This is a genomic window from Spirosoma sp. (assembly GCF_026391055.1).
GTDB lineage: Bacteria > Bacteroidota > Bacteroidia > Cytophagales > Spirosomataceae > Spirosoma.
Window position 1 is genome coordinate 34,114 of the sequence record NZ_JAPLET010000022.1, and the last position, 22,071, is coordinate 56,184.

Below are 22,071 nucleotides of genomic sequence, written 5' to 3' on the forward strand. Positions count from 1 at the left end.
ATCAAACGTTATTTATTCTCAGCAAACGCTCCCCGCCAGAGACGGTGAAACCTTCATGAGATGCTTCAGTATTCGGGCGTTTAAGGGAAGGCTCTACTTTAATACCTCTCCAATACTATCCGTAGCATACTGTTTATGTTTAGGGCCAGTCCGGGTAGGAAAAATTAGATGATGAGCCGTACTCCGCCAAGTTCTTCGATGCGGTATTCAAACTTTTGGCTGGGTGAGCCGATAAACATGAAATTGGTTGGAATCTGCCATTTTTCGGATAGCTCCTGAATGAGTTCCGGTCCAAAATCGCCCTTGATTATTTCATAGGTAATGTCAATTTCGGGATAGGCCCGGTCGAGGGTTTCAATGTCCCGGTGTAAATTCTCGGGTATTATAAAGTGCTCACTTTCGATGGTTACAATACGCAGGCGATTTGTTTCTTCATTTTCTTCAATGTAGATCATAACCCGGTTGAGTGATGCGATGTCGTCGCCTTTTGAAAAGAAAACAAATTCCTGGTCGTTGATTTCCTTAATAGTCTGGTTGGTCCAATCCGTAAACCGCTCGATGCTTTGTTTCAGGGGCTTGAAGAAATACAGAATAATCGACAGCAATCCGCTTAATATCAGCGAACGATCCATCATCATCAGGGCTATTAAAAAGGTAGGAATGAAGTATTCAAAAAATACCAGCACGTAGTGCGGGTTTAGCATGACGTTCCCCACCAGCGCCGTTCCGACGGCAATCAGTGCCAGGAAAACCGAGCCTGTCGTAGCCCGCTCGGGCCGGGGTAGGCGTTTTCGTCGGAGCTTGAGCAGCAGGTTGCCAATCCCAAATAAACCCATAACGGCCAGAAACGAAATGGCATAGACTCCCGCCAGTGCCTGGAGGTTGCCGCCCGTGCTCAGTAAAACGGATACGCACAGAACAAAAAATACCAACAGTATATAATACGGTGCCTGCCGGCTGTTTTCTTTCAACAAAAACTGAGGGAAAATCCGGTCTAAGGTCATGCGTTTCATCAGCCCGCCAACGCCCACAAACGAGGTCAATACGGCCCCACTCAGGACCAGCACCGCATCTACCGAAACCAGCCACGACAGCCATTGGCCACCCGCACGCTCGCCCATAAACGCAAGCAGGGATTCCTGGTGGCCGTTCACGTCGCCAATGGACATGATCCCAAGTGCCAGAATAGCAATCAGTGGGTTAAAAACCGTAACGATAACCCACATGTTGCGAAGGGTTTTTGGGAAAATACCCGGTCCCTGTTCTTCCACGTAATTGGCTGAACTCTCGAATCCTGAAATGCCCAGCATGGCGGCTGCAAAGCCCGCAAAGAGCTGATAGGCAAGGCTATGCTCGGATTTGGTCGCAAAATTAACCGTGAAATGCCCTATGCCATTCATTAACACATACCAGCCACATACAGCACACAGGATGATCAACGTGGCCAGATGAATGATAAAAATGACAATGGCGGCCTTCGACGATTCTTTTAAACCGAGCAGATTGAGCAAAAAGAACAGAAGTAACAAGCTAATGGTCCCCCAAATAATGGGCAACCCATGATTGAACGCCGACGCATAATGAATGGCTTCATTGGCCGAAATAACACTGGTAGCAACGTACGAAAGGATGGTCAGGCAGGCCGCGAGTGAAGCCATCGACTTGTTGGCCGAATTGAGCAGTACGTTGTAAGCGCCCCCGTTGAGGGGTAATGCGCCTACGACTTCGCCATAGATTTTCCGAAATAAAAACAGCGTTCCGCCCACCATTAATAACGAAATCCAGGCGAACTGGCCAGCATACATAATGCTCAGTGCCGAAACGTACAGGCAGGAGGAACTGATGTCGTTGCCGCAGATAGCCGACGCTGGCAATTCACCTAATTTTGTGTGCGTAGTCATTAAAGGCTCCGTGTTTTCCCTCGTAAACAACACGAAGCACACTCTAGTTAAAATTTCCTTAAAAACCAGTCTCTTTAAGGGTTTGCCTATCGGTAGGGCGTAATACCAGACACCTGATTATCGTCAACGTCCGAGGGCTTTCAGGATGAGAGGTTGATGATGTGAACTGTTGGGAAAATAAGCTGAACAGCTACATCATTCAGGTGTTTTTTATCAAAGGGAATTATTGAGGCCCAGGAACGGGAGATTGTCCAAATGCAGCAGATACTCAGCCGAATGGAGAATAAATAACGGGGTGGCCATACTCGGCTAAAAGTCCCGTTCCTCTGGTGACGAATCGGATTCCCGCTCTTCATTATCCCGCACTTTAACGATCTTCCGGCTTAACCGATAACTAAACCCGATGAAACCAATCCGGCTTTCGCGTTTTCCGACGGTGTTTGCCAGGAAATTTGGCCCGAAGCTGTCGATCTGAAACTGAAGGGTGTTGAAGATATCACTCACCCGGAAGTTAAGCGTTCCCCGGCCTTTCAGCACATCCTGTTTCACCCCAATATCCACATTGAAAAAGCTGTGGATGGTTCCCTGCGCAACGATGAACGGCGAACGGTAATTAACCGCCAGTTGAATGGCGGTTCCGCGCCTGGGTCGAAGATCGGTGGTGACGCGGCTTGTCCAGCTTCGGTTGGTTCGGGTCAGCACGCCCGGTATGTTGGCCCCGCCCTGAATGGTCCGCTGAAAAAAGGTGAACGTGCCATTGACTTTCCACCAGTTGGTAATGTCCTGGTTCGCTACCACTTCCAGTCCGTAGTTCTGCGACCGGTTCAGGTTAAGCGACGTTTGCTCGGTAATGCCATCCTCGCGCAGCGTGCGGTAGCTGGTAATCTCGTTGTTTGTTTGCCGGTAGAACAGCGATGAGTTGACGGAGGTCGTCTTGCCATTCCACAGATAGCTCAGCTCCATCGAATTAATTAATTCCGGACTCAGCTGGGGGTTTCCAAAGCGGATGTTGAGCGGGTCGGACAGATCGACAAAGGGGTTGAGCGAACGCACCGATGGGCGGTTGATGCGCCGGGTATAATTGAGCTGTAGTTTTTGCTCTTTAGCCAGGTTATAATTGACAAACGCGCTTGGAAACAGATAGATATAATCCCGTTTGCTTTGCTGGCCCGTTGTGCGCTGATCGGTGAAGATGCTGGTATATTCCGTTCGGAGCCCGGCCTGGTAGCTGAACTTCTTCAGCTCATTACCAAAATTGACGTAAGCGGCACTGGTGTGCTCGTTATACAGGAAGTTGTTACTGATGTTGGGGTTTAGCTCCCAACTGTCGCTGAGCAGGTTTTCGAACACATAGTTGGCCCCTAATCGTCGGTAGGTGTACTTCAACCCCGTTTCCATTCGCTGCTTGTTCTTAAGAGGGTTCACAAAGTCAGTTTGCAATACCGCTACGCGATTGTTCTGGTAATTGCTGGCCCGCTGCTGCCCGATCAGGAAATTGGGCGTCAGTAAATTCTCGGGCAAGGTCGTTGTGTTGGTGAAGAGTTGATTTTCCGTTCCACTGTTGGTCGACAAAGTCGCGTCGACGGTTAGTTCGCGCCCTTTTTTGTCAAACGTCCGGCGGTAGCCAGCGGTATAATCAAGGCCGGTTTGGGGTTCCCGCTCTTCGGTCGACCGGCGGGTCAGGCCCAGCGATTCCCGGCGGGCATTCTGGGTGTTGAACGTCTCGAATTCGGAGTCGTAGCTGTACCGGGGCCGGTATAAGGCCGATACGGTGAGGTTATCGCGGGAAGTCAGCGCATAATCGAAACCCAGCCTCAGGTTGTTATTCACACTCCGCCGAACGGCATCATTGCGCTGGGAAAGATAGCTTACTGAGTCTGTGAAGAGGTTTTGACGATCCGAAATACGGTACTGAAAACGACGAAAATCCCGAAAGTTATAACTGCCGAACAGGTTGAGCTTTTTCAGCCGGGCGTTCAGATTCACGGAGGCATTGTATTTATCCCGCGTGCCGACATTAAGCTGAACGGTTCCGTTAAAACCGGGTGCCCGCTCTTTTTTCAGGATGATGTTAATAATGCCCGATGCGCCATCGGCATCATAGCGGGACGATGGATTCGTAATAATTTCGACCCGTTCGATGTTACTGGCCGGAATCTGGTCCAGCACGGCCTGCCGGTCGAGGCCCGTCAGGCCGGACGGTTTCCCATCCACCAGCACAATGACATTGCTGCTACCGCGCAAACTGAGGGTTCCGTCGACATCGACCGTGACAGACGGAACATTTTGTAAAATATCAATGGCCGATCCGCCCTGGGCAATGGGCAGTTGATCGACGTTCACCACTTTCTTATCGAGCGAATACTCATACGCCTGCCGTTGCCCCTGCACCACCACTTCGTTCAACTGCGTTGCTGTTTGGGTCAGCACAACAGTACCCAGATTTATAGATGGATTATTCCCGCTGATGCGAATGCCCGTAAGTTGCCTGGGCGCATAACCCAGGCTCTGAACGAGGGCATAATAAGCACCGGGAGCCAGGTTGTTGATGGTAAAAACTCCTTTCTCGTCGGTAAGGCCACCCGTAACGGAGCTGGAATCACTGGATCGAAAAAGCCCGATGCTGGCAAATTCAACAGGTTGGGCCTTTCCATTCTGCATGGCTGTTAGCCGACCCGTCAACGCACCGATCGCAGCATCAGAATTTATGTCGCTGTCGCTACTGTCGGATGGCGTTTGGGCATTTAGGTAGGGAGTTCCGGGCGTTTCCTGGCCCACCGTGTCGGGCTGCATACCCAACATGCGCAGAACATCCTGCCCGGCAGGAGTTGGCTGTTGAGCCATAGCTTCGTCAAGAAATACGTTGGTGACAAGAACGAACGAAAGTAGGTGTGTATACTTCATAAGGCAGCATTTAGAGGAGCAGAAAAGGGTAAGAAGCGGCTTGTGTTATCAGGTTGAGCAGCCATATGCGGCTCAAATCGACAACTCAAACAACTTGAAAGGCAACCGACTGGTCGTCGGGCCGAAAACACTTTTTTAGGTGTAGATAACCTGTATGTAGGTTAGCGAAGAAACGGGTTGCCCGTTTTGGGGTGTAGTGATAAACAGGTTTTGTCGTAGCGGGATTGACTACAAATTTCCTGAACGGGTTTTAAAGAGAGCTTAACAAAACCTTAGAATTTCCTTAAGATCAGAGTTGTTAGCCCCACGAACGGCTATCTCAGCCACTGAAGTGGATGATGTTCTTGTCAGTCTGGATGTAAACTTCGCGACTAATCGTCCGCCCGATGGCAGTTATCTAGTTTGGAAAGGTTATTTCAGGGTAAAACAGTTTATAATCCAAGGCTGGCCTCTTTTTCAAACAACCAAAACGATGGCTTAGTATCTCTGTAAACCACCGTTTTGCTTGTATAAATGTAACGTGAATAATAGGTATCTTTGTCTGAATATCAATAAGTTACCTGCCTTCAGTTCCTTCCCATTATTCACGTTACCCTAACGGACAGTCTGTTGCATCAGGAATAAGCCGGTTTGTCGATATCCGGTTTGTCGTTGGGGTTTGTGTTTGGATTCATCATCCGAACATTTTGACCCGGCTCATCGGGCCCGTCCGTATACCTCTCGTTCAGCTCATCATCAGGAAGTGCCTCGTCGGGTAAATCGCTGACAGGCTGTTCGCTGCTTACGCCACTGTGTCCTTCTGTCGACTGATTTTCCAGCCCATCAGGCGAAATGGCTTTTTTTGCCCGGATAATGTCTTCTCTCTCGTCGCTTTCCATATCGGTTTGATTTTAAAATTGAATGTATTGACTCTATTATTTTTCGGTTGTCAGAATCGTTTGCCCCGCCGGATACAGTATGTCGGCGTTGTCTTCGGCCGTAATGAAAACGGCCTGGGGTTTGGCAACGGCCGCCGTGGTTAGAGTTGCCGTCAGGGCTTTACCGGACGGATGCAGCTGACCCAGTTTTTTGACGGAATTGTCATTCTGCTTCATCCAGACCAGATACGTATCCTTAGCAGGCGTCAGTTTTTGGGATTCTGCCAGATTCTGGACCCGTACATCCAGGGTGTAGTTTTCGTTCTTATCTTTCTTAACGTTGATGGTACCGGCAGCTGCGGGAACAACAGACGATGTGGTAAATGTCATTTTGGGTGTGCAGGCATTGATCGTTAAAATTAAACCCAGTAGTGTGATTGTTCGGATCGTTTTCATTTCGTTGACGTTTTAGATAGTTTTTAATTTGACGTTTTTTCCAGGCGGTCTTTCACATACAACTCCTGTATAATCACCAGTAGGACGGCAATGAGCGGAGAGGCAAACAGGACGCCCGCCAGCCCGACCAGAATGCCCAGCAACACCTGCCCGAACAGGAGCAGAGCGGGCGGCAGGGAAACAAACTTTTTATCCAGCAGGGGTGTCAGCACATACCCTTCCAGCGATTGCACGCCCATGTACAGCGCGAAGACATACACAACCGAGCTCGCGCCTTGTGGTAAAGCCACCAGTAGAGCCGGGGCCAGCGCAATGTAAGGCCCCAGGTTAGGAATGAAATTTAGTATGCCAGCCAGGATACCCAGCACAATAGGAAAGGGAATACCGAGAAGGGCCAGCCCCACACTGGTGGTTACTCCCACAACCGTCATCGTGATCGACCGGCTGATGAACCAGTTCTTCAGGGTTGCAAAACACAGGTCCATGACACCCAGCAGTCGAGGGCGGTACGACGGATGAAAGAGTTTGACAAACCCTTTTCGATACACATCAGGACTGGAGGCCAGGTAAATTCCAGTGATAAGTACAATCAGTACATTAACCAGACCGCCCAGCGTCGTGGAAAAAACACCGGTGACCTGGGTGAGTACGCCCATACCCCGACCGCCTGACGACAGGAGCTTACCGGGCTGGTCGGGTATGCCTTCCAGCAATTTATTACCCCATTCGGTTTGCGACAGGTTGCCTTTGAGTCGTTCGACCGACGCGGGAAGCGATTTCGCCAGTTCATTGGCCTGCTGGCTGACGGTGGGAGCCAACCCCCAGATAACCCCCGCCACCAACGCTACCAGCAAAAGCATCACCAGCCCCAGCGACAAGCCATACGATAACTGTGTTTTGCTACTGACAAACTGACTCAGCCCACTGAGCACCACCGCCACAATGATTCCGCCAAATACCAGAAAGAAGAAATTAGCGGCATACCCTACCAGCAGAAACAAAGCCGCAATCAGTAAACAAATAAATGCTGCCGTGGCCGTCCGTATTGGAAAGGAGGAGTGGTGTCTCATGGTGTATACAGGATTAATTTATCTGGTTATATTCTGCCAGATGGGCATGGGTGACGTTTTGCAGACTGCGGATGTCGGACGAAGGGCTATTTGAAATGACGGTGAATGATCCGTCGGTTTCCAGTACGACAGCCTTCACCTCGTCGGGGTTTGCTGAACCGGAGCTGCGTATGGCCGCAAGAATTTCATCTTCGCTCACCCGCTGCCGACGCATGGCCTGCTTCAGGTAATGTCCCTGATGAAACAGTAATGTCGGTTCTGCTTTGATAAGCTGCTTGAATCCCGGCCACCGCACCGACAGCCAAGCCACGACATATTGAAGACCAACCAGCAGCGCCAGTGCGGTTAATCCATCGGCCACTCCCGTTTGTCGCGAGACGATAATGGTCGATAGGGTAGACCCCAGCGCAACGGTAACCACCAGATCAAATGCATTCATTTTTGACAGCGTACGCTTGCCCGAAATTCGAAGGATAAGCAGCAGGCCAACGTAGGCCAGTACACCGACGACCAGAATGCGCCCAATGCTTTCCCAGCCCTTAAAAAGCCAGTCGCTGATGGTGTGAACGACGTCGATCATAGTTGTTTACCGTTTAGGTCAGGCGTCTTGTTGGGTGTAGACACGGGTGGTCGGGACAGAATGGCCGGTCCATCGGGTTGTTTTTCGAGCAGAACCACCGAATGCGGATACGGCATGTCGATGTTGGCGTCATCGAGGGCCAGTTTTACGCCTGTCACCACCTGGTCACTCACCTTCAGAACGTTGGCCTGATGCGACTCTACCCAGAAATAAACCGTCAGGTTGACCGACGAACCCGCCAGCTCAGAAACGTATACCCAGGGGGAAGGCTCCTTAAGGACGCCATCAATACGACTTAAAACTCCGTGAATGACGGTACGGGCCTGGTCAATCGAATCAGGATAACCAATGCCCACCACAAACTTCACCCGACGTTTATCGTAGGCCGTCCGGACAAGTATCGAACTGGTATATACATCTCCGTTTGGCAGAATCACACGCTCGCCGTCGTAGGTTTTCAGCCGGGTCGAGCGCATGTTGATGTCTTCGACGGTGCCTTCGAAACTATTGATCTTGATCTGGTCCCCTACTTTGAACGGGCGACGCCACAGAATGAGCAGGCCTGCAAAGAAGTTCTGGAGAATGTCTTTGAAGGCAAATCCAATGGCTACGGATGTGATCCCCAATCCGGCGATAATATCCCCCGGCTTAAACGACGGAAAGAAAATGACGCAGGCGACCAGAAAACCCAAAATGGTGATGAGTGTGCTCACAATTCGGCTCACCAGGTTGGCAAGCATATCGTCAATAGCATGGGTTTGAACCGCTACTTTATTGATAACTTTCCGCAGGAGTTTCCCCAGCAACCAGAACAGCACGAAGACAAAAATGCCCACCAGCAGGTAAGGAAGCCGCTCGGCTGTGCCTTTCAGGAAATCACGAACGGTGCGCCAGAACAGGATCAGGCCATCGTTGAGCGTAAATGGGGGTTCATTGACGCGCGGGGGTTGCAGAAAAATCAATAGAAAGGTCATACCGATGGCATCAGACGCCCAATAGCTCCTGATCATTACTGGTGGTTCGTCTGTTACTCATTTGTAGCAGGGGCCGGTAAAACAGGCGTTGGCTTATAAAACAGGACCAGCGTACCCAATCGCTTGTTGGGCGCCATGATGGGTGCCGAGAGTTCATAAACGGCTTTATTGTTGAAATAGATATCCTCCTTCTGGAGCAGATAATCCGGGAAACGGCTGGCGAATACAATACCCTGATTTTTCTTGTTCGTCGACAGGGTCACCTTCCCGGCGGGGTCAACCAGCAGCATTTCCTGTACCCCTTTATTTTGGACAAGCGTATTGAAGTATTCGTTGATTTCGCCGGGTTTGTTCTGTAACAGAGCGTTGCGAACGGCCCAGGCAAAGGTTTTCATGCCAAAGGTCAACTGCTGCTGATTGGCCGAAAGCTGGTTGTTCTGTGCGGTGACCCGCATGGTACTTCGTTCCTGTATAAACTCCTCTTTAAGCGTCCAGTTGCGATACAGTAAGTAGGCGCAACCAACACCTAAAAGAATGATTACGGCATACAGCACGTTTTTAGGGTCCAAACTAAGTTTAGACGTCGTTGTCGTCTCTGATAATGGTTGTTGAGTGGTCATCGTGTCCGTTGAGTCATTAGGGTTAGTAAATGCTATGACTGGATAGCGTTTACCTCAATGAACAGCGGGGGGCTTAGACAGGACTTAAGAAAAGCTTAGAATCTGGTTAGAAAGACGGTTTGATCAGTGAAACGATCCATACGAACGAACCTGAAACCCGCCAACATACATGGGTTTGCTTTCTGTATCCGATTCGGATGAAGTGGTTTGCTGCCGAAACAGTATCCCGTTGTTCGCGCGTTCGAGAAAGTAATTGAAGGCCGTTCTCAGCAAAGCAAAAGCGGCCAGGAGACCAATGTCATTTCAGGAGGGCGCAACGGCGATCTCAGAATGTCGGCACCTAGCTCCAGTTCAACAGCGAGCGGCCCAACGATAACCGGATTTCTTCTTTAGGTACTGCCAGACTGCGGCCTGTAGCAATCGCCAGCAGGAAACTCCATTAGGCTCGCACCGATGCCGTTACAATGACGATGGCTGCACCGGCTTCGATCCAGCGGGCCGATAGTTTCAATAAATTCTTCCATTGGCCCGCTAACGGGTCTACCACTCATGCGGCTAAGCAAGCCATTGGGCTATCCGTCTTAAAGAATATATAATTGTGGAGCAAGCGAACCGATTTCCGTCAGCGAACAATCGGCCCTTTTGGCGATGTCTTTTGAAGCACTTTATTAATGGAATAGACTACACCATTGGTGGCCCGTATATCGGCCTGAATGACATCGGCAACTGTACCACGTCCATCCTCAATTGTTATATTGTTCCCCTGTTTGTGAACCACCAGAATCTGCCCTGTCAGGTTGGTTAGCGTCTGGCCATCTCTGAGTTGATCAGATGTCAGGCGGCCTTTAACGACGTGGTAGGCCAATAACTGGATAAGCCGTTGTTTGCTCGATGGGAGTAGTAATTCACTGATTGACGGCTCCGACAAAGCCGAAAACGCTCCGTTGTTGGGGGCAAATACGGTGTACGGCCCTTTCCCGACTGCTTGCTTGCTTAACCCGGAGGCTTTCAGCAACTGGAGCAGCGTGGTATGATCGGGCGACTGTGCCGCAATACGGCCCAGGGAGGTTCCGGTCTTGACCCCGCTTGCTTTTAGCTGATCGGGGCTACTTTGTGCCAATGCGTCCAGTTGACTGCCGAGGAGCAGGGAGCTGATAAGACTTAAAATAAGGATATGATTTACGTTCATGAGGAGCTGATTTCGGTTTGTTGATGGCTAATTAGTCGAGTAGTTTACTGTAGTTTTAACGGTGCATACCCTCGATTGTTTTGATCGGGTTATGTTAAAGGACCTGCCCGAATGCCTTTCCATCCATTGAAAGGTGAGCTACGTTTCTATAAACCGGGCAGCCAGATTTACAGTCACTTGCTTACCTTTCGTTGACTTTGTCGGTTAGCTGCCATAAACTGTTTTACTCAACCAACATGGATGCTATTTCTGCGCTACTCGTTAATCTTGTCTGTGTGCTGGATCCGGAAAGGATTGAGTCTTCCCGAGTTCACCTGTCTGACGCATTGGCCGACAGTCGGTTCGGCACCGAGACAAAGAAGATACAATAACTGGCAGCGCTAACGGCTCAGAAATACCAGATTAGCTGCACGGGAGTTTGCCGGACAGGGAATATGATTCCCTGGGCAACTGATGCCCCATGATCACCAGCGTCAGTATGGCAATCACCAGCGGGCCTTCCAGCACAGGTGTCAGTTGTGTATACTAATCACTTATGTGACTGAAGGCGTTTAATTGGCCGACCTGTATTAAGTTAATAACTGTGAACTCCTGTCAGTAGCACACGGGTCAACAGCAGACTAAGAGAACAAGTACAACGATGAATCATTCGTTAACTGGTATCCGACCACACAGTTTAAAGAAATTGAATGCGAATGCGATGGATTGAGCTTACAGATAGTTAAAAGTTAGTGTCTCACAAAATGCTCCTCAAAGTAAGACATAGGAGGATTTAAATATTTGCTTCGTAAAAAGGTTGCTTAATTGAACGGCTTGTTTTACTACCTGTCAAGTGGCCAGCAGTCGGTGCCGCACCGGCCGTTACGCCGTAGCGGGACCGTGCCGACCCGGGTCTACCTGTCGCCACCGCGGTTCTGTCTGTAGTCTACCACTCACATATCGACAACACTAAATTGGTAGAGGCATCAGAAGTCGAAAATACGTACCCTGACGATTGGTCAAGCTCATCTCTCCATCTAACTGCGCCGTCAGTTCCTCAATAAGCCGATGGCCAGAGAAAGCCCGTCGGCTTGGGGCTTCTTGACTCAATAAGCCAGGGCCGTTATCCTGCACTTCCAACAACAATTCGCCAGTTGACTTTGGTTGAAAACGAACTAGCAGTGTCGGGTGGGGCTGTCGAGTCCCAACTTGACTGCCGCCCAACGTGGGAGTCAGAAAGGCATATTTAAAGGCGTTCGTGAGCACTTCGTTTAGAATCAGACCTAGCGGCACTGCCACTTCAACATTCAGTTGTAAATCAGCAACGTCAATCTGGTAATCAAACGTGGCTGGGTCAAATCCATAGCCAACCAGCAAGCCTTCGGTCAACTCCTTCACATACGCTTTGATGGATACCTCAGTCGGATTGTCGGTCTGGTAAAGCTGCTGATGAATTAACGAGATGGCATCCACCCGCCGTTGGCTCTCCTGCACGGCCTGAACCGCTCGAGAGTCATCCAATTGCCGGGACTGCATACGCAACAGGCTGGAGATGATCGCTAAATTGTTCTTCACCCGGTGTTGCAATTCCTGCATCAGCACCGTTTGCCGTTTGGCCTGTTCACTAATCTGTTGGTTGTTTGTCGAGACAAGTTTGTTAGTGGACTGCAATTGAGCGTTGGCCCGCCGGATCAGACGGTACTGCCACCCGGCAACAATTAACAGCGTCAGAAGGGTAACCAACCCACCCGTCTGCCAGCTTATCAAATCCAATTGTCGCCGATTGTCCCGATTCAGCCAGTCGATGTGGGCCTGTTTCTGAGCAATAAGAAAGCGGGATTCCAGTTCAGCTACCTGACGAATTTTGTCGGTATTCTGCACCCGGTCTGCATAGTAGCTGCGAAGCCGTTCGTAGGTGAGTGCCTGCCGGTAGTGCTTGCGAGCCCCAGCAATCTTCGTCAATACTTCATATACCTGCATCCGGTGTTCATCTTGTCGTTCAGGATCAGCTTCAATCGAGCGGAGCGCTAAGCGAGCATAATGCTGGGCTTCGTTCAATCGGCCTAAGTGAAGCAGTGGCTCCGGCATGTGTAAGTATTCATATTTCATCCGCCGGTAGTCGCCCTGCTGCTGGGCATAGGCCAAACAGCGGTGAAATGTCTGTTCGGCCTCCCGATAGTGACCCGCAAGAGCTAATGTAACGCCATACCCGTCCAGTATCGAATAGAAATTGTTCCACTGCCGATTGGCCCACAACATCGTCAAAGCCTGGCGCTCAAAGAACAGCACCGAATCAACTTGCCCTTTTAGATGAGCCCGACTAGACTTGTACATATAATTCCCTAAGGCAATAAGGGGTTGGTTAGGCTCATGGACCGATGAATTAGCCAGCTTCTGATAGTGACTACTTTTAGCCGTATCGCCCAGTGATTCGTATTCGGCATACAGGTTAAAGCTGAGTAATTGTTGCTGGTCATAGGCGTGGACTGACTGAGCGATTAGCAACGCCTGCAGGTAGTGGGCAATAGCACCCGTATGGTTACCCAAGTTGGCTTCCAGAAATCCTGAACGAGCATAGAATCGAGCGACCCATTCGGGTATACGGGCCTGACGAGCTATGGTTATGCCCATCTGAATCAGCGGTCGAGCTTCTTTAAAACGGGACTGTTCAACCAAATCACGACTGTAGTCAAACATCGGCTTCAGACGCTGCACAGCAGGCAGCCCTGCCATGCGTCGACGGAATTGAATCACGTCAGCACCCATTTTCAACGTTTGGGCCTGGCTGGTAGCACTCATTATCATAAGCCAAAGTAAAAGTCTGGCGCGTATAGCCATCAGCGAAGGGCAAAGTGTGATAGGACGTCAGCTTCGTAGAAGCCACTCAAAGTTACGACTTCAGCGTCAAGGGTGAGACTATTGACGATCTTAGCCATTGATTAGGGACAATTTAAATGGGTAATGCGACTGGTATCCTGAATAGATGTGAGGGCATCCGTGCTGATTTGGCTGGTAATATAGCCTCGCCGATCATGCAGATACGACACCGATACGTCTGCCCGTTTGATGAGTTGGGTCGGAGTTTGCGGTGCTGCATAGCGGTAGGTCTCAATTCGGCCGGCCAGATGTTCACTCACGGGAAACTGTTTTCCCCAGCCAGGCCACGGATGCCGGTTAAGATCGTAAGGAATTCCGCGCATACCTTTGGCCAGATAATCAGCGATGGCCACGAAGTCCCGCTGGATAACTCGATAATACAGCTGGCCCTGATCATTAAATACCTCAAGCTGGAGATACCGGCCCTGCTTATCGAGCTGATAACGTGTCGAATAACCCTGTAAGCCGCTGTTATTCATTTCTATGCCTCGTAGCCCTACCAGGTACCCTTGGGCGTTTGTAGTGAGCCGATAACGATAGACGTGCCGTCCTTCCTGAAAAAAGTCAATTGAGGCCAGTCGCCCTTTCAGATAGGTATAGTGACTCGAATCTTCCTGTCCACGTACCCATTCCAGCCATCCCTGTTTATTGTAAATGAGTTGCTGGTTGAGACTAAAGAGCCCATATCCACTGTTTTCTTCCAAAGCGGTACACTTGAGCAAACGCTGATGTGAGTCAAACTGGTAGATGTATCGATTGGCCTTGGCGTCTTGCCAGATAATTTGGTGGCAAAGCTCAGGGGTTGATTGACCGAGTGACACGGGCATCTGATTAACAACTCCAGTCGTTTGAGGTTGATTATCGGTGGAGGAACAGGCCCAACCGGTTATCAGAAGCAATTGAATAAGAAAACCCAACCCGTTTTTATTCACAGTGTTACTCGATAGACCTAGTGTAATTGGTGTTAAAGAAGCCAATTTTTCAATGATTTATCAACTACTCATTTAACGTGTAAAGCAGTTTGACGACCATGGCTACATGACAAACGAAGCCCTCATGCCATCCAAACCGAACAGTGGTTAATGAGGAGAAATTGGATAGTCGTTTTTCTTGAAACACGTTGGCGACGGATTGAATTCGATAGATAGCAATAAATCGTAGTCTCTTTAAATGCTCCCAACTGAGACGAAGAGGGTTTGATGCCTCTGCCTCTCAATTCGGGCGTTTGTTGATACGATAATCAGTCTGCCAAGACCGGTCGAGCTTCTATTAGCACATGGCCGAAAGTAGCCATAGAGATGAGTTCTCGTTAGACTTGATTATACTTTAAGCTGGCTTTGCTATCTATTTCTATCCTGTATAAATCCTAAACTGATCAGTTTTCTTTGGTATCACTCCGGCGCTTTTCTTCGCTGGCCGCAGAGCTGGTTTTTGTCTTAGCGACTTGTCCACCGAAGTTATAGATGAAATTTAGTCTAATTGTCGTTGTCTCGTACTGGTTGTCCCAGCGCTGACGCAGCGCAATCGACTCCTGAATGTAGCGACTTTTATACGTGTGAAAAATATCGGTCACGTTCAACGAAAAGGTGGCTCGTTTACCCAGCAAAGATTGCCGGAAACCCGTCGTTACGGTGAAATAGGCATCGGTCGTGATGTTACGTTCCTGCGCTTTTCCCCGGTAACGAAAAAGGACAAGCCAGGAAAGCTGTTTAGTGATCGAAAAGCTGTTATAGGTATCAAGGTTGACGCTGCCAATGCCCCATACTTTTGGTTCATTACCTACCAGCTGATAAGCAAGCTTTCGTAGATTGATACTGGTGCTCGTGTACCACCACGGCTTAATCTGGCTGTTATAAGCTGTGAGCAGACTATACGTCTGCGTATATCGGTTATTAACCGGCCGGACCGTCGTACTATCTCCGACCGGGTTTTGAAACGCTACATAGGTAAAATCACCAAAGTCAATGCTGTAACCAGCCGTAAAAAAGAGAGCGTTCCGGAAGGCGTAAGTGGCAGAACCGTTGTATGACGATACAGGGCGCAGGGCCGGATTGCCCTGTACGAAGTTGTTAGCGTTAACGACCCGCAGCAGTGGATTCATGTTCTCATAGGTCGGCCGGTTGATCTTTTTGTCCAGACTGACCATAAAGCCATGCTTGTTGTTGATTTTGTAATCAATAAAGGCTGAGGGGAAAAGCTGTAGGTAGTCTTGTCCAAATGATTGATCAGCTTGTAACTGTCGGCCACGGTTTCGGGTCGCTTCGGCACGAAGGCCGAGCTGATACGATAGTTTCTTTCGCTCCTGATGAAACGAAGTATACAGGGCATGGATGGTTTCCGAATACTGATAGGTGTCCACCTGGCTATCGTTGAGCGTCAGGTCTCCGCCCCAGATGTCATAGAGTAGGTTGCGGTTGTTTGTGGCTACGTAGCTGGATTTGAGACCCGTTTCTAGCTGCGCTTTGTGTTTGAACGGAACAGTCAGGTCGGCTTTAGCTGAATAGATATCGAACGCATTGTCCTGATCAAAGAACGTACGTCTTGTTGTACCAAATGGCTTATCGAAAAACCGTTCGGTGTTGTACTGATCCGAATAATTGGCGTTTCGATAGTAATCCATGTCGACCGTCAATTCCTTACCAAGCGTATCCAGCTGGTGAAGTAAATGGAAGCCCGACGAGAATGTATTGGTGGTCGTTTTTACCTGGTTGTCGAAACCTTCCCTTGCAGCCCCTCCTCCAATACCCCGGATCTGCGAATACGCATTCTTTCTAAACAGCTGCAGCGCATTCGTTACGGCCAGGGAGAGCGTGGTTTTTTTTGTCAGGTAGTAATCAAGCCCTAGATTAGGGGTAATGTTATTGGTTTGTCGAATGCTCCTGATCGTCGACTCTGTGGCACCGGGAGAGGAACTTAGCGACTTGACAGGGATTGATTGAATAGCATTGTCAACGTAGTATTTGTTTACATTGTAATCGGTATTGATAAGCAAATTGTACTTGCCCGTTTTAAGGTTAAGGTTGAATCCGCCGTTGACTTTCGGGTAACGTCCAACACCACCTCCTCCGTACAGGTTGCCTCTGACTCCCTCTCGAGAGCCCCGTTTTCGGACGATATTAATCACCCCGCCACTGGTGGATGCGTCGTATTTTGACGAAGGCCGGGCAATCAGTTCAATGCGTTCAATCGACGTAGAAGACATGCCTCGTAACAGACCCGATAAGGCGTCTGTAGAGAGTGGGGTGGCCTTACCATCTATGTAAATCTGTACGTTACGTCCATTCAGACTGATCTGGTTGTCCAGGTTCACCTGTACACCCGGCAGGCGATCCATCATGTCCATGAGCGACGCTCCGCCGGTCAATTGATCGGTGAGGTTGATGACTAGTTTGTCCGCACGACGTTCGATAAACGGTTTTTGTCCCGAAACTGTGACGGCAGATAACGTTTTTGTCGACGGAGTCAGTTGAAGGGTTCCCACTGGAAGATTACCACCAGCCTCGCTAATTTCGATCTCTTTGCGGAGAAGTTCGTAGCCAAGCATACTGGTTTCGAGAACAAATATCCCAGCTGGCAAACCTACCAAGTGGAACTTACCGTCCAGCTCGCTTACTGTCGTTTTCGTGATCGCTGAGTCAGCTTTGGCTTTGAGGATAATGGCTGCATAGGGTAGGGGTTTATTCCCCTCGTCCACGACCACGCCCGACAGGCTTGTAGGTGCCTTTTGCTGAGCAGCTGTACCGTTGGCAAGAAAGAAGAGGAGTAAAACAAATAAACAAGCCAGGCCACCTGAATTCAGTACTGTTTTCATGACATAGTTAGTTGAACTGCCATTTATCGGGCGGAACAAATGTATAACTTAATTATTAGTTATATAACTATGTTTTAAGCTGTGATGGCTTTAAATGGGTATATAGTTGCCCTATTTTAAGTGAAAATATAGGTAATTAACCTATAATCAGTTGGCTATTCTAGCCTGGTAGCCGAGCTCTATTTGATACTGAACACGTACTGGTTGGCCATTTTGGTAGCCGGGTGACCACTGGGGGGATTGCTTGATGATAGCAATCGCTTCCTGACCTAACGCTTCATCGGGACTAGCCAACACACGAGGCATAACCACACTGCCATCGGTGTCAACGACAAAACTAACCAGTACCTTCCCCTGGTCATGGTGAGCTCTGAAGACAGCAGATTCGCTTATTTTATGGCTCAAGTACTGACGGAACCCGTTAAAGCTGCTGGGAAATGCCGGTGCGCGGTTTCCTGACTCCATTGAAGAAGCAGCAGGTCCAGTAGTACGGCTAATCAAGATCGAAAATGATGTTGTACAGAGTAAGACCGGGATCAGTAGGCTATACTTCAGAAGGCTTATCCTGGGAGATGAGTTCTTACTCAACATAAAGATCCGTTGTTTGAGCAGATGCTTGTCGGTAAACGAACTTGTCAGATGTGGGGAGCCAGACATGGCTCTCTTCAGCAGCAACTGGGCATATCGATGATAATCCCCAATGTAGCGGGCAGTAGCACGGTCTGCTAAGAATTCGTGCACCCGTTTGATGCTTACCTGATATAAATACACTACAGGGTTAAACCAGGCAATGATGGTCACCAACTCAAAAAACAAGATATCCAGACTATGCCATTGCCTGATGTGAACATCTTCATGGTAATCAATGACCGAAAAATCATCTATGTTCGGATCGATTGCCTTATACGTAAAGAACGAAAAGGCCAAATTACGGACCGGCCTGCGCAGTGTATTTTTTACGTATAACAACTTAATGGCTAGCCAGCTGATCCGCAGTAATACCCCGGCCAAATAAATTCTCTCCAGCCAGCTACTCATCTGGTTGGCCCATAAGGGCAGCGCACGTGGTAAAGTCCCAACCTGAACGACACTATCTAGCGCTATAGAGGCTGATAAGTGCTCGTTGGCAGAAATTCCCGGAAGGCAGAATGAGAGTACGGCAAGCCCAATGAGCGAAATTCGATTGAGGACAAAAAACGTTTCCCGTTCCAGAAAGACTTTATAAAATCCATAGCACACCACCAGACAACCATTGACGGCGAGAAGATAGGCAATCATCGTTCGACGTTCTTGTCTTTGAGTTGATTGATCATTTTTTCGATGGCTTGTACATCTTCATCCGGGATCGGTTGTTCCTGGATGAAGTACGAAAACAGTTTATGAACGGAGTTGTCAAAATAGTTGCCTAGTAATTTTTTCAACTGAAATTTCTTGTACTCTTCTCTAGATATCAGGGGGTAATACCGGTGACTTTTGCCAAAGGCCTCGTAACCCACCACGCCTTTAGCCTCTAGAATCCGCATGAGGGTGGAAACAGAGCTTTGAGGAGGTTTAGGGTTGGGCATCTGATCAATCAGTTCTCGCACGAAAGCCTTCTGCATTTTCCATAACATCTGCATCAATTGCTCTTCGGCTTTTGTCAACTCCTTTGCATCCATCTGCTTCTTGTGCCTTCTAGCCTATATTTCTCTATGTCTATGATTTCCTTAATTACAAATCGTCAGTAGGTACGCTCTAGTGCTTGTTGGCAACCGTTTTCAAATTTAATATACTTGCTATTCTGCAACAACCGCCACGAGTATAGTAGGCTACTCACGAAAACATCAGGCCAACTACCTATGTCTTTTCCGTCTCACAACTCGCACCCTCGTCTTACGAGAGTGAGTTCATTTAGCAGTAACTTAATTTAATCGTAGGCCAAAATCGTGACGCTTATCCACAATGCGCTTAATAAGTCCAAGCTGGCCACAGTGGTACATCGTATGCTTGATATTCCAATCAATTGCCTCTCGTTTTGTGGTGGCAATAGGGTGAGCAGCTGGTGTTGGCTCTAACGGATCATCTAATTCCGAAGCCCGCAACGTCGCCAGGATCGCTAACGACTTTTTCTGCATGAGTAGTAGGCCCTCTTCCAACGTAGCTGAATCTACTTTGCCCAGGGACTGCAAAGGGGCGGCTACAGTAAACCACTCACTGTATTCTCGGATGGGAAGCTGTTGGAGTATATCCATTTGGTGGCCCCGAATGACCATAATAGCATGGAAATAATGACTAATGATCAAATGGCCAATCTGCCAATCAATGCTGGATTCTACGGTCGGAGGAATGATGTTCCACTTCTCACGCGGTACGGTCTCTACCAGCTTATTAATCCATTGATACGCATTGGCAGTTTGGTCAACCAACATTTGGGTTTCAGTCATCGGTAGCGAGCGAGTTTAACTTAGCAGAAAAGCTGTTATTTTTTAGTTGGCTAAGTTATGGCAACTATCTCAAAAAGACAGTGTCTGCCCGTTTATGAATACCGCTTTTGGCTCATTAAGATAAACAGTATTTACTAGACTTGTCTAATTAAATCGCTCCCAGATGAGACACACTGACTTCCAAATGGCTGCATTTTTAATAGAACAGTTGGGGTAAAAACCAACCTAGAAAACGTTTCGTTTTCTTTCCAGTCCACACGGATTACCTTACTTGACCGGGAAGGTTAGGCGGTTGACCCATAACGCTTGATGATCCATCTCCTTAGCATATTGCGCTAGTAAAAAAGCTCGGTCATACTCAATATGTCTGTTATAGACCTGCTTGCCATTGATGACCACTTGGAGCGGTTGATCGAAGTTAATCATCTCCGGCGACAGATAAATGGTTAATGACCCAACCCTAGAAGTGGTCAACTCAAACCGGTTCTTGGCATACCGGCCTTGCACCGCTCCCGATTGACGAGGAAACAGGGGCCAAAAGTCGTTATCGGCTAACGGCACTCAAACGCATTAGCCAATCCATGCAGCCGTGGCTACAATTAAGCTGGGTTATGCTAAAGCATCGCAACTCTTCAAGCCTCTAAACTCGTATGATCGGCAGCATCCCCTCTATCGGACCCCTGCGAGATCCGGGACGACTTTACAAAACCGAATACATTCTTGGCTACATCGACGATCCCCTGCTACGGGAGACGGTCGAAGGCATCCTGACGCGGGTTGAACATGCGAATCGCTTCGCCAAAGCAGTCGTCTTAGGTAATAACGGCCAATTTGGGTGGGCGATTTATCATGAGTAGCTCATTGCCGAAGGCTGTAAACGTTTGATTATGAATGCCATTAACTACTGGAACCTGCTGTATCTGTCGGACAAGTTGAATAGCTGTCATAAGCCAAGCGAACGAGAGGAATTGCTAAAGGCTGTCTTGCACAGTAACACGCATACTTGGTATACAGGATACCCGAATAATATCATGGCACAAACCTAAAGGCATACACTCCCTAAATGTGGTATGCAAAGTTGTACGTTAGGCTAACGATGCTTTTCGTACAAGCAGGTTAAGTAATTGATTATGAATAATTTATTCAGGCAAAGTGATCGTTCGAATCTGCACAAAACTACCTCCGTTCCGGTCTTTAACATACTGATTGAAAACCAATAAATGACCGTGAGGAGAAAAAGACGGAGCTCCCAGGATTTTGCCTTCATCTTTGCTGGTAAGTTTTATAGAAACCCCTTTTATCAGATCGAAGAGATAAACCGAATTTTGAGCTACGTAGGCTATTTTATTGCCTTCTTTGTTTAAATTAAATGAGTAGTCGATTGAAAAAATATTGTTGGTCAAAAACCGCACATCACCCGTATTAACCTCGATTTGAATAAGTTGATTGTATTCATTCTGGTCTTTAATCAGCGCATAAATAAATTTACCGTCCGGACTTGAACGCAACCAATGCCGGGTATCTGAAAGCCCTTTTTCAGAAAATGTAATCCGTCTCTGGTGTATCCCTTTCGGTACACGAGGACCTTCCCCCGCTTTTCCAACGGCTGCGGAGTCCGCCAGAATCTTTTCGGCGTCGATATCGACAATGAAAACCTCTGTGATCTGTTTGCCAGCTTTGTTTATTACGTTGCCCTGAAAAGCGATGGCATGAGGAATCGACTCGCCCGATTTCAGTGTATAGCCGTTTTTACCTACCCAACACTCGTCAAATGCCTTGTTGATTTCGTCGGAACCGGGCCGGGGATTTCGCACGACGTTCGTTACAATCGATGAAAACATAATTCCATCATTGTTTCCGTTGGCAGGCTCCACCTTAACTCCCCGCGTGAACGGAAGCATTACACCCACCACCCTCAGGTCAGGATTGATCAATTCATCGTTATAGGTGAAACTTATGCGTTGCCCGTCTCCGCTCCAGCAATGGGAATGCGTTCCTCCTCGGAGCGATCCAGGCGTGTAGGGAAGACTTGTATCTCTGGCATCGTAAAAGAAAAGACTGCCCGGATGGTTGATGTCAATGCCACCCCCTGTCCTTCTGGATAGTGCATAGGGCTTTTCAGCATTCGCGTCCTTTAGGCCGTGGATGAAAATTACCTTATCTTCCACCGGGCTGAACGATACCGCCCCCACGCCTGGCCCGTAAACGGTCTGATTAGCGGTTTTGTAAATTATCTTTTCTTCTCCGGTTTTAACGTTTACGATACCGATGGTAGACGTTTCGCCAATCTTCGTGTCATCATTCCTGCCATCAAAAACAATCCATTGTCCATCTTTCGAAAACACACCGTTGTGGTGTAAGGTGTGACCCGTTGGCAAAACGGTCAGGTTACTCGTATTTACTGTCATACAACCAGTTAATAAAACAAGA

19 protein-coding genes are annotated in these 22,071 nt (G+C 48.6%); 1 reads left to right on the plus strand and 18 read right to left on the minus strand.

The genetic code is table 11. From position 1 onward, the window contains the following. Nucleotides 1-164 precede the first annotated feature (164 nt). The 17 genes from NT073_RS15300 to NT073_RS15380 form a co-directional block, all read right to left on the minus strand. Nucleotides 165-1,901, minus strand: a complete 1,737-nt coding sequence (locus NT073_RS15300; RefSeq protein WP_297375102.1) for an APC family permease — start codon at nt 1,899-1,901, stop codon at nt 165-167. 309 nt (nt 1,902-2,210) lie between these two features. Next, complete coding sequence (locus NT073_RS15305) at nt 2,211-4,805, minus strand: TonB-dependent receptor (protein WP_297375104.1); 2,595 nt, start codon at nt 4,803-4,805, stop codon at nt 2,211-2,213. Nucleotides 4,806-5,419: 614 nt separating this feature from the next. Further along, nucleotides 5,420-5,683, minus strand: coding sequence for a hypothetical protein (locus NT073_RS15310; RefSeq protein ID WP_297375106.1), 264 nt, complete (start codon nt 5,681-5,683; stop codon nt 5,420-5,422). A gap of 36 nt (nt 5,684-5,719) precedes the next feature. Then, nucleotides 5,720-6,118, minus strand: coding sequence for a hypothetical protein (locus NT073_RS15315; RefSeq protein ID WP_297375108.1), 399 nt, complete (start codon nt 6,116-6,118; stop codon nt 5,720-5,722). 23 nt (nt 6,119-6,141) lie between these two features. Then, a complete protein-coding gene (locus NT073_RS15320; protein ID WP_297375110.1) occupies nt 6,142-7,188 on the minus strand; it encodes an AI-2E family transporter in 1,047 nt (348 codons plus the stop codon). A 13-nt stretch (nt 7,189-7,201) separates the two neighbouring features. Next, entirely contained in the window at nt 7,202-7,768 is a 567-nt protein-coding gene (locus NT073_RS15325; protein ID WP_297375111.1) for a YetF domain-containing protein, read from the minus strand. Further along, a complete protein-coding gene (locus NT073_RS15330) occupies nt 7,765-8,778 on the minus strand; it encodes a mechanosensitive ion channel family protein (RefSeq protein WP_297375113.1) in 1,014 nt (337 codons plus the stop codon). The genes NT073_RS15325 and NT073_RS15330 overlap by 4 nt, the downstream gene beginning before the upstream one ends. 17 nt (nt 8,779-8,795) lie before the next feature. Further along, nucleotides 8,796-9,362, minus strand: coding sequence for a hypothetical protein (locus NT073_RS15335; protein WP_297375116.1), 567 nt, complete (start codon nt 9,360-9,362; stop codon nt 8,796-8,798). A gap of 123 nt (nt 9,363-9,485) precedes the next feature. Further along, nucleotides 9,486-9,635, minus strand: coding sequence for a hypothetical protein (locus NT073_RS15340; protein ID WP_297375118.1), 150 nt, complete (start codon nt 9,633-9,635; stop codon nt 9,486-9,488). A 349-nt stretch (nt 9,636-9,984) separates the two neighbouring features. Beyond that, nucleotides 9,985-10,551, minus strand: coding sequence for a fasciclin domain-containing protein (locus tag NT073_RS15345; RefSeq protein ID WP_297375120.1), 567 nt, complete (start codon nt 10,549-10,551; stop codon nt 9,985-9,987). A gap of 948 nt (nt 10,552-11,499) precedes the next feature. Beyond that, the gene (locus tag NT073_RS15350; protein WP_297375122.1) at nt 11,500-13,329 is read right to left on the minus strand and encodes a sensor histidine kinase; all 1,830 of its coding nucleotides are present in this window, start codon (nt 13,327-13,329) and stop codon (nt 11,500-11,502) included. 140 nt (nt 13,330-13,469) lie between these two features. Then, complete coding sequence (locus tag NT073_RS15355) at nt 13,470-14,234, minus strand: hypothetical protein (RefSeq protein ID WP_297375124.1); 765 nt, start codon at nt 14,232-14,234, stop codon at nt 13,470-13,472. A 548-nt stretch (nt 14,235-14,782) separates the two neighbouring features. Beyond that, on the minus strand, nt 14,783-17,218 hold the full coding sequence (locus NT073_RS15360; RefSeq protein ID WP_297375126.1) for an outer membrane beta-barrel protein: 2,436 nt from the start codon (nt 17,216-17,218) through the stop codon (nt 14,783-14,785). A 147-nt stretch (nt 17,219-17,365) separates the two neighbouring features. After that, complete coding sequence (locus NT073_RS15365; protein ID WP_297375128.1) at nt 17,366-18,496, minus strand: M56 family metallopeptidase; 1,131 nt, start codon at nt 18,494-18,496, stop codon at nt 17,366-17,368. Further along, nucleotides 18,493-18,876 carry a BlaI/MecI/CopY family transcriptional regulator gene (locus tag NT073_RS15370; RefSeq protein WP_297375129.1) on the minus strand — a complete coding sequence of 128 codons (384 nt, stop codon included), beginning with the start codon at nt 18,874-18,876 and terminating at the stop codon, nt 18,493-18,495. The genes NT073_RS15365 and NT073_RS15370 overlap by 4 nt, the downstream gene beginning before the upstream one ends. Nucleotides 18,877-19,119: 243 nt before the next feature. Next, nucleotides 19,120-19,641: a DinB family protein gene (locus tag NT073_RS15375; RefSeq protein WP_297375131.1), complete on the minus strand. Its 522-nt coding sequence runs from the start codon at nt 19,639-19,641 to the stop codon at nt 19,120-19,122. Between the two features lie 267 nt (nt 19,642-19,908). Then, nucleotides 19,909-20,202: a hypothetical protein gene (locus tag NT073_RS15380; RefSeq protein WP_297375133.1), complete on the minus strand. Its 294-nt coding sequence runs from the start codon at nt 20,200-20,202 to the stop codon at nt 19,909-19,911. Between the two features lie 89 nt (nt 20,203-20,291). Between NT073_RS15380 and NT073_RS15385 the strand changes: the two genes are divergently transcribed. Beyond that, a complete protein-coding gene (locus NT073_RS15385) occupies nt 20,292-20,498 on the plus strand; it encodes a Tn3 family transposase (protein ID WP_297375135.1) in 207 nt (68 codons plus the stop codon). A gap of 282 nt (nt 20,499-20,780) precedes the next feature. Here the strand turns inward: NT073_RS15385 and NT073_RS15390 are convergent, their stop codons facing one another. Next, nucleotides 20,781-22,049, minus strand: a complete 1,269-nt coding sequence (locus NT073_RS15390) for a DUF3748 domain-containing protein (protein WP_297375137.1) — start codon at nt 22,047-22,049, stop codon at nt 20,781-20,783. Nucleotides 22,050-22,071 lie beyond the last annotated feature (22 nt).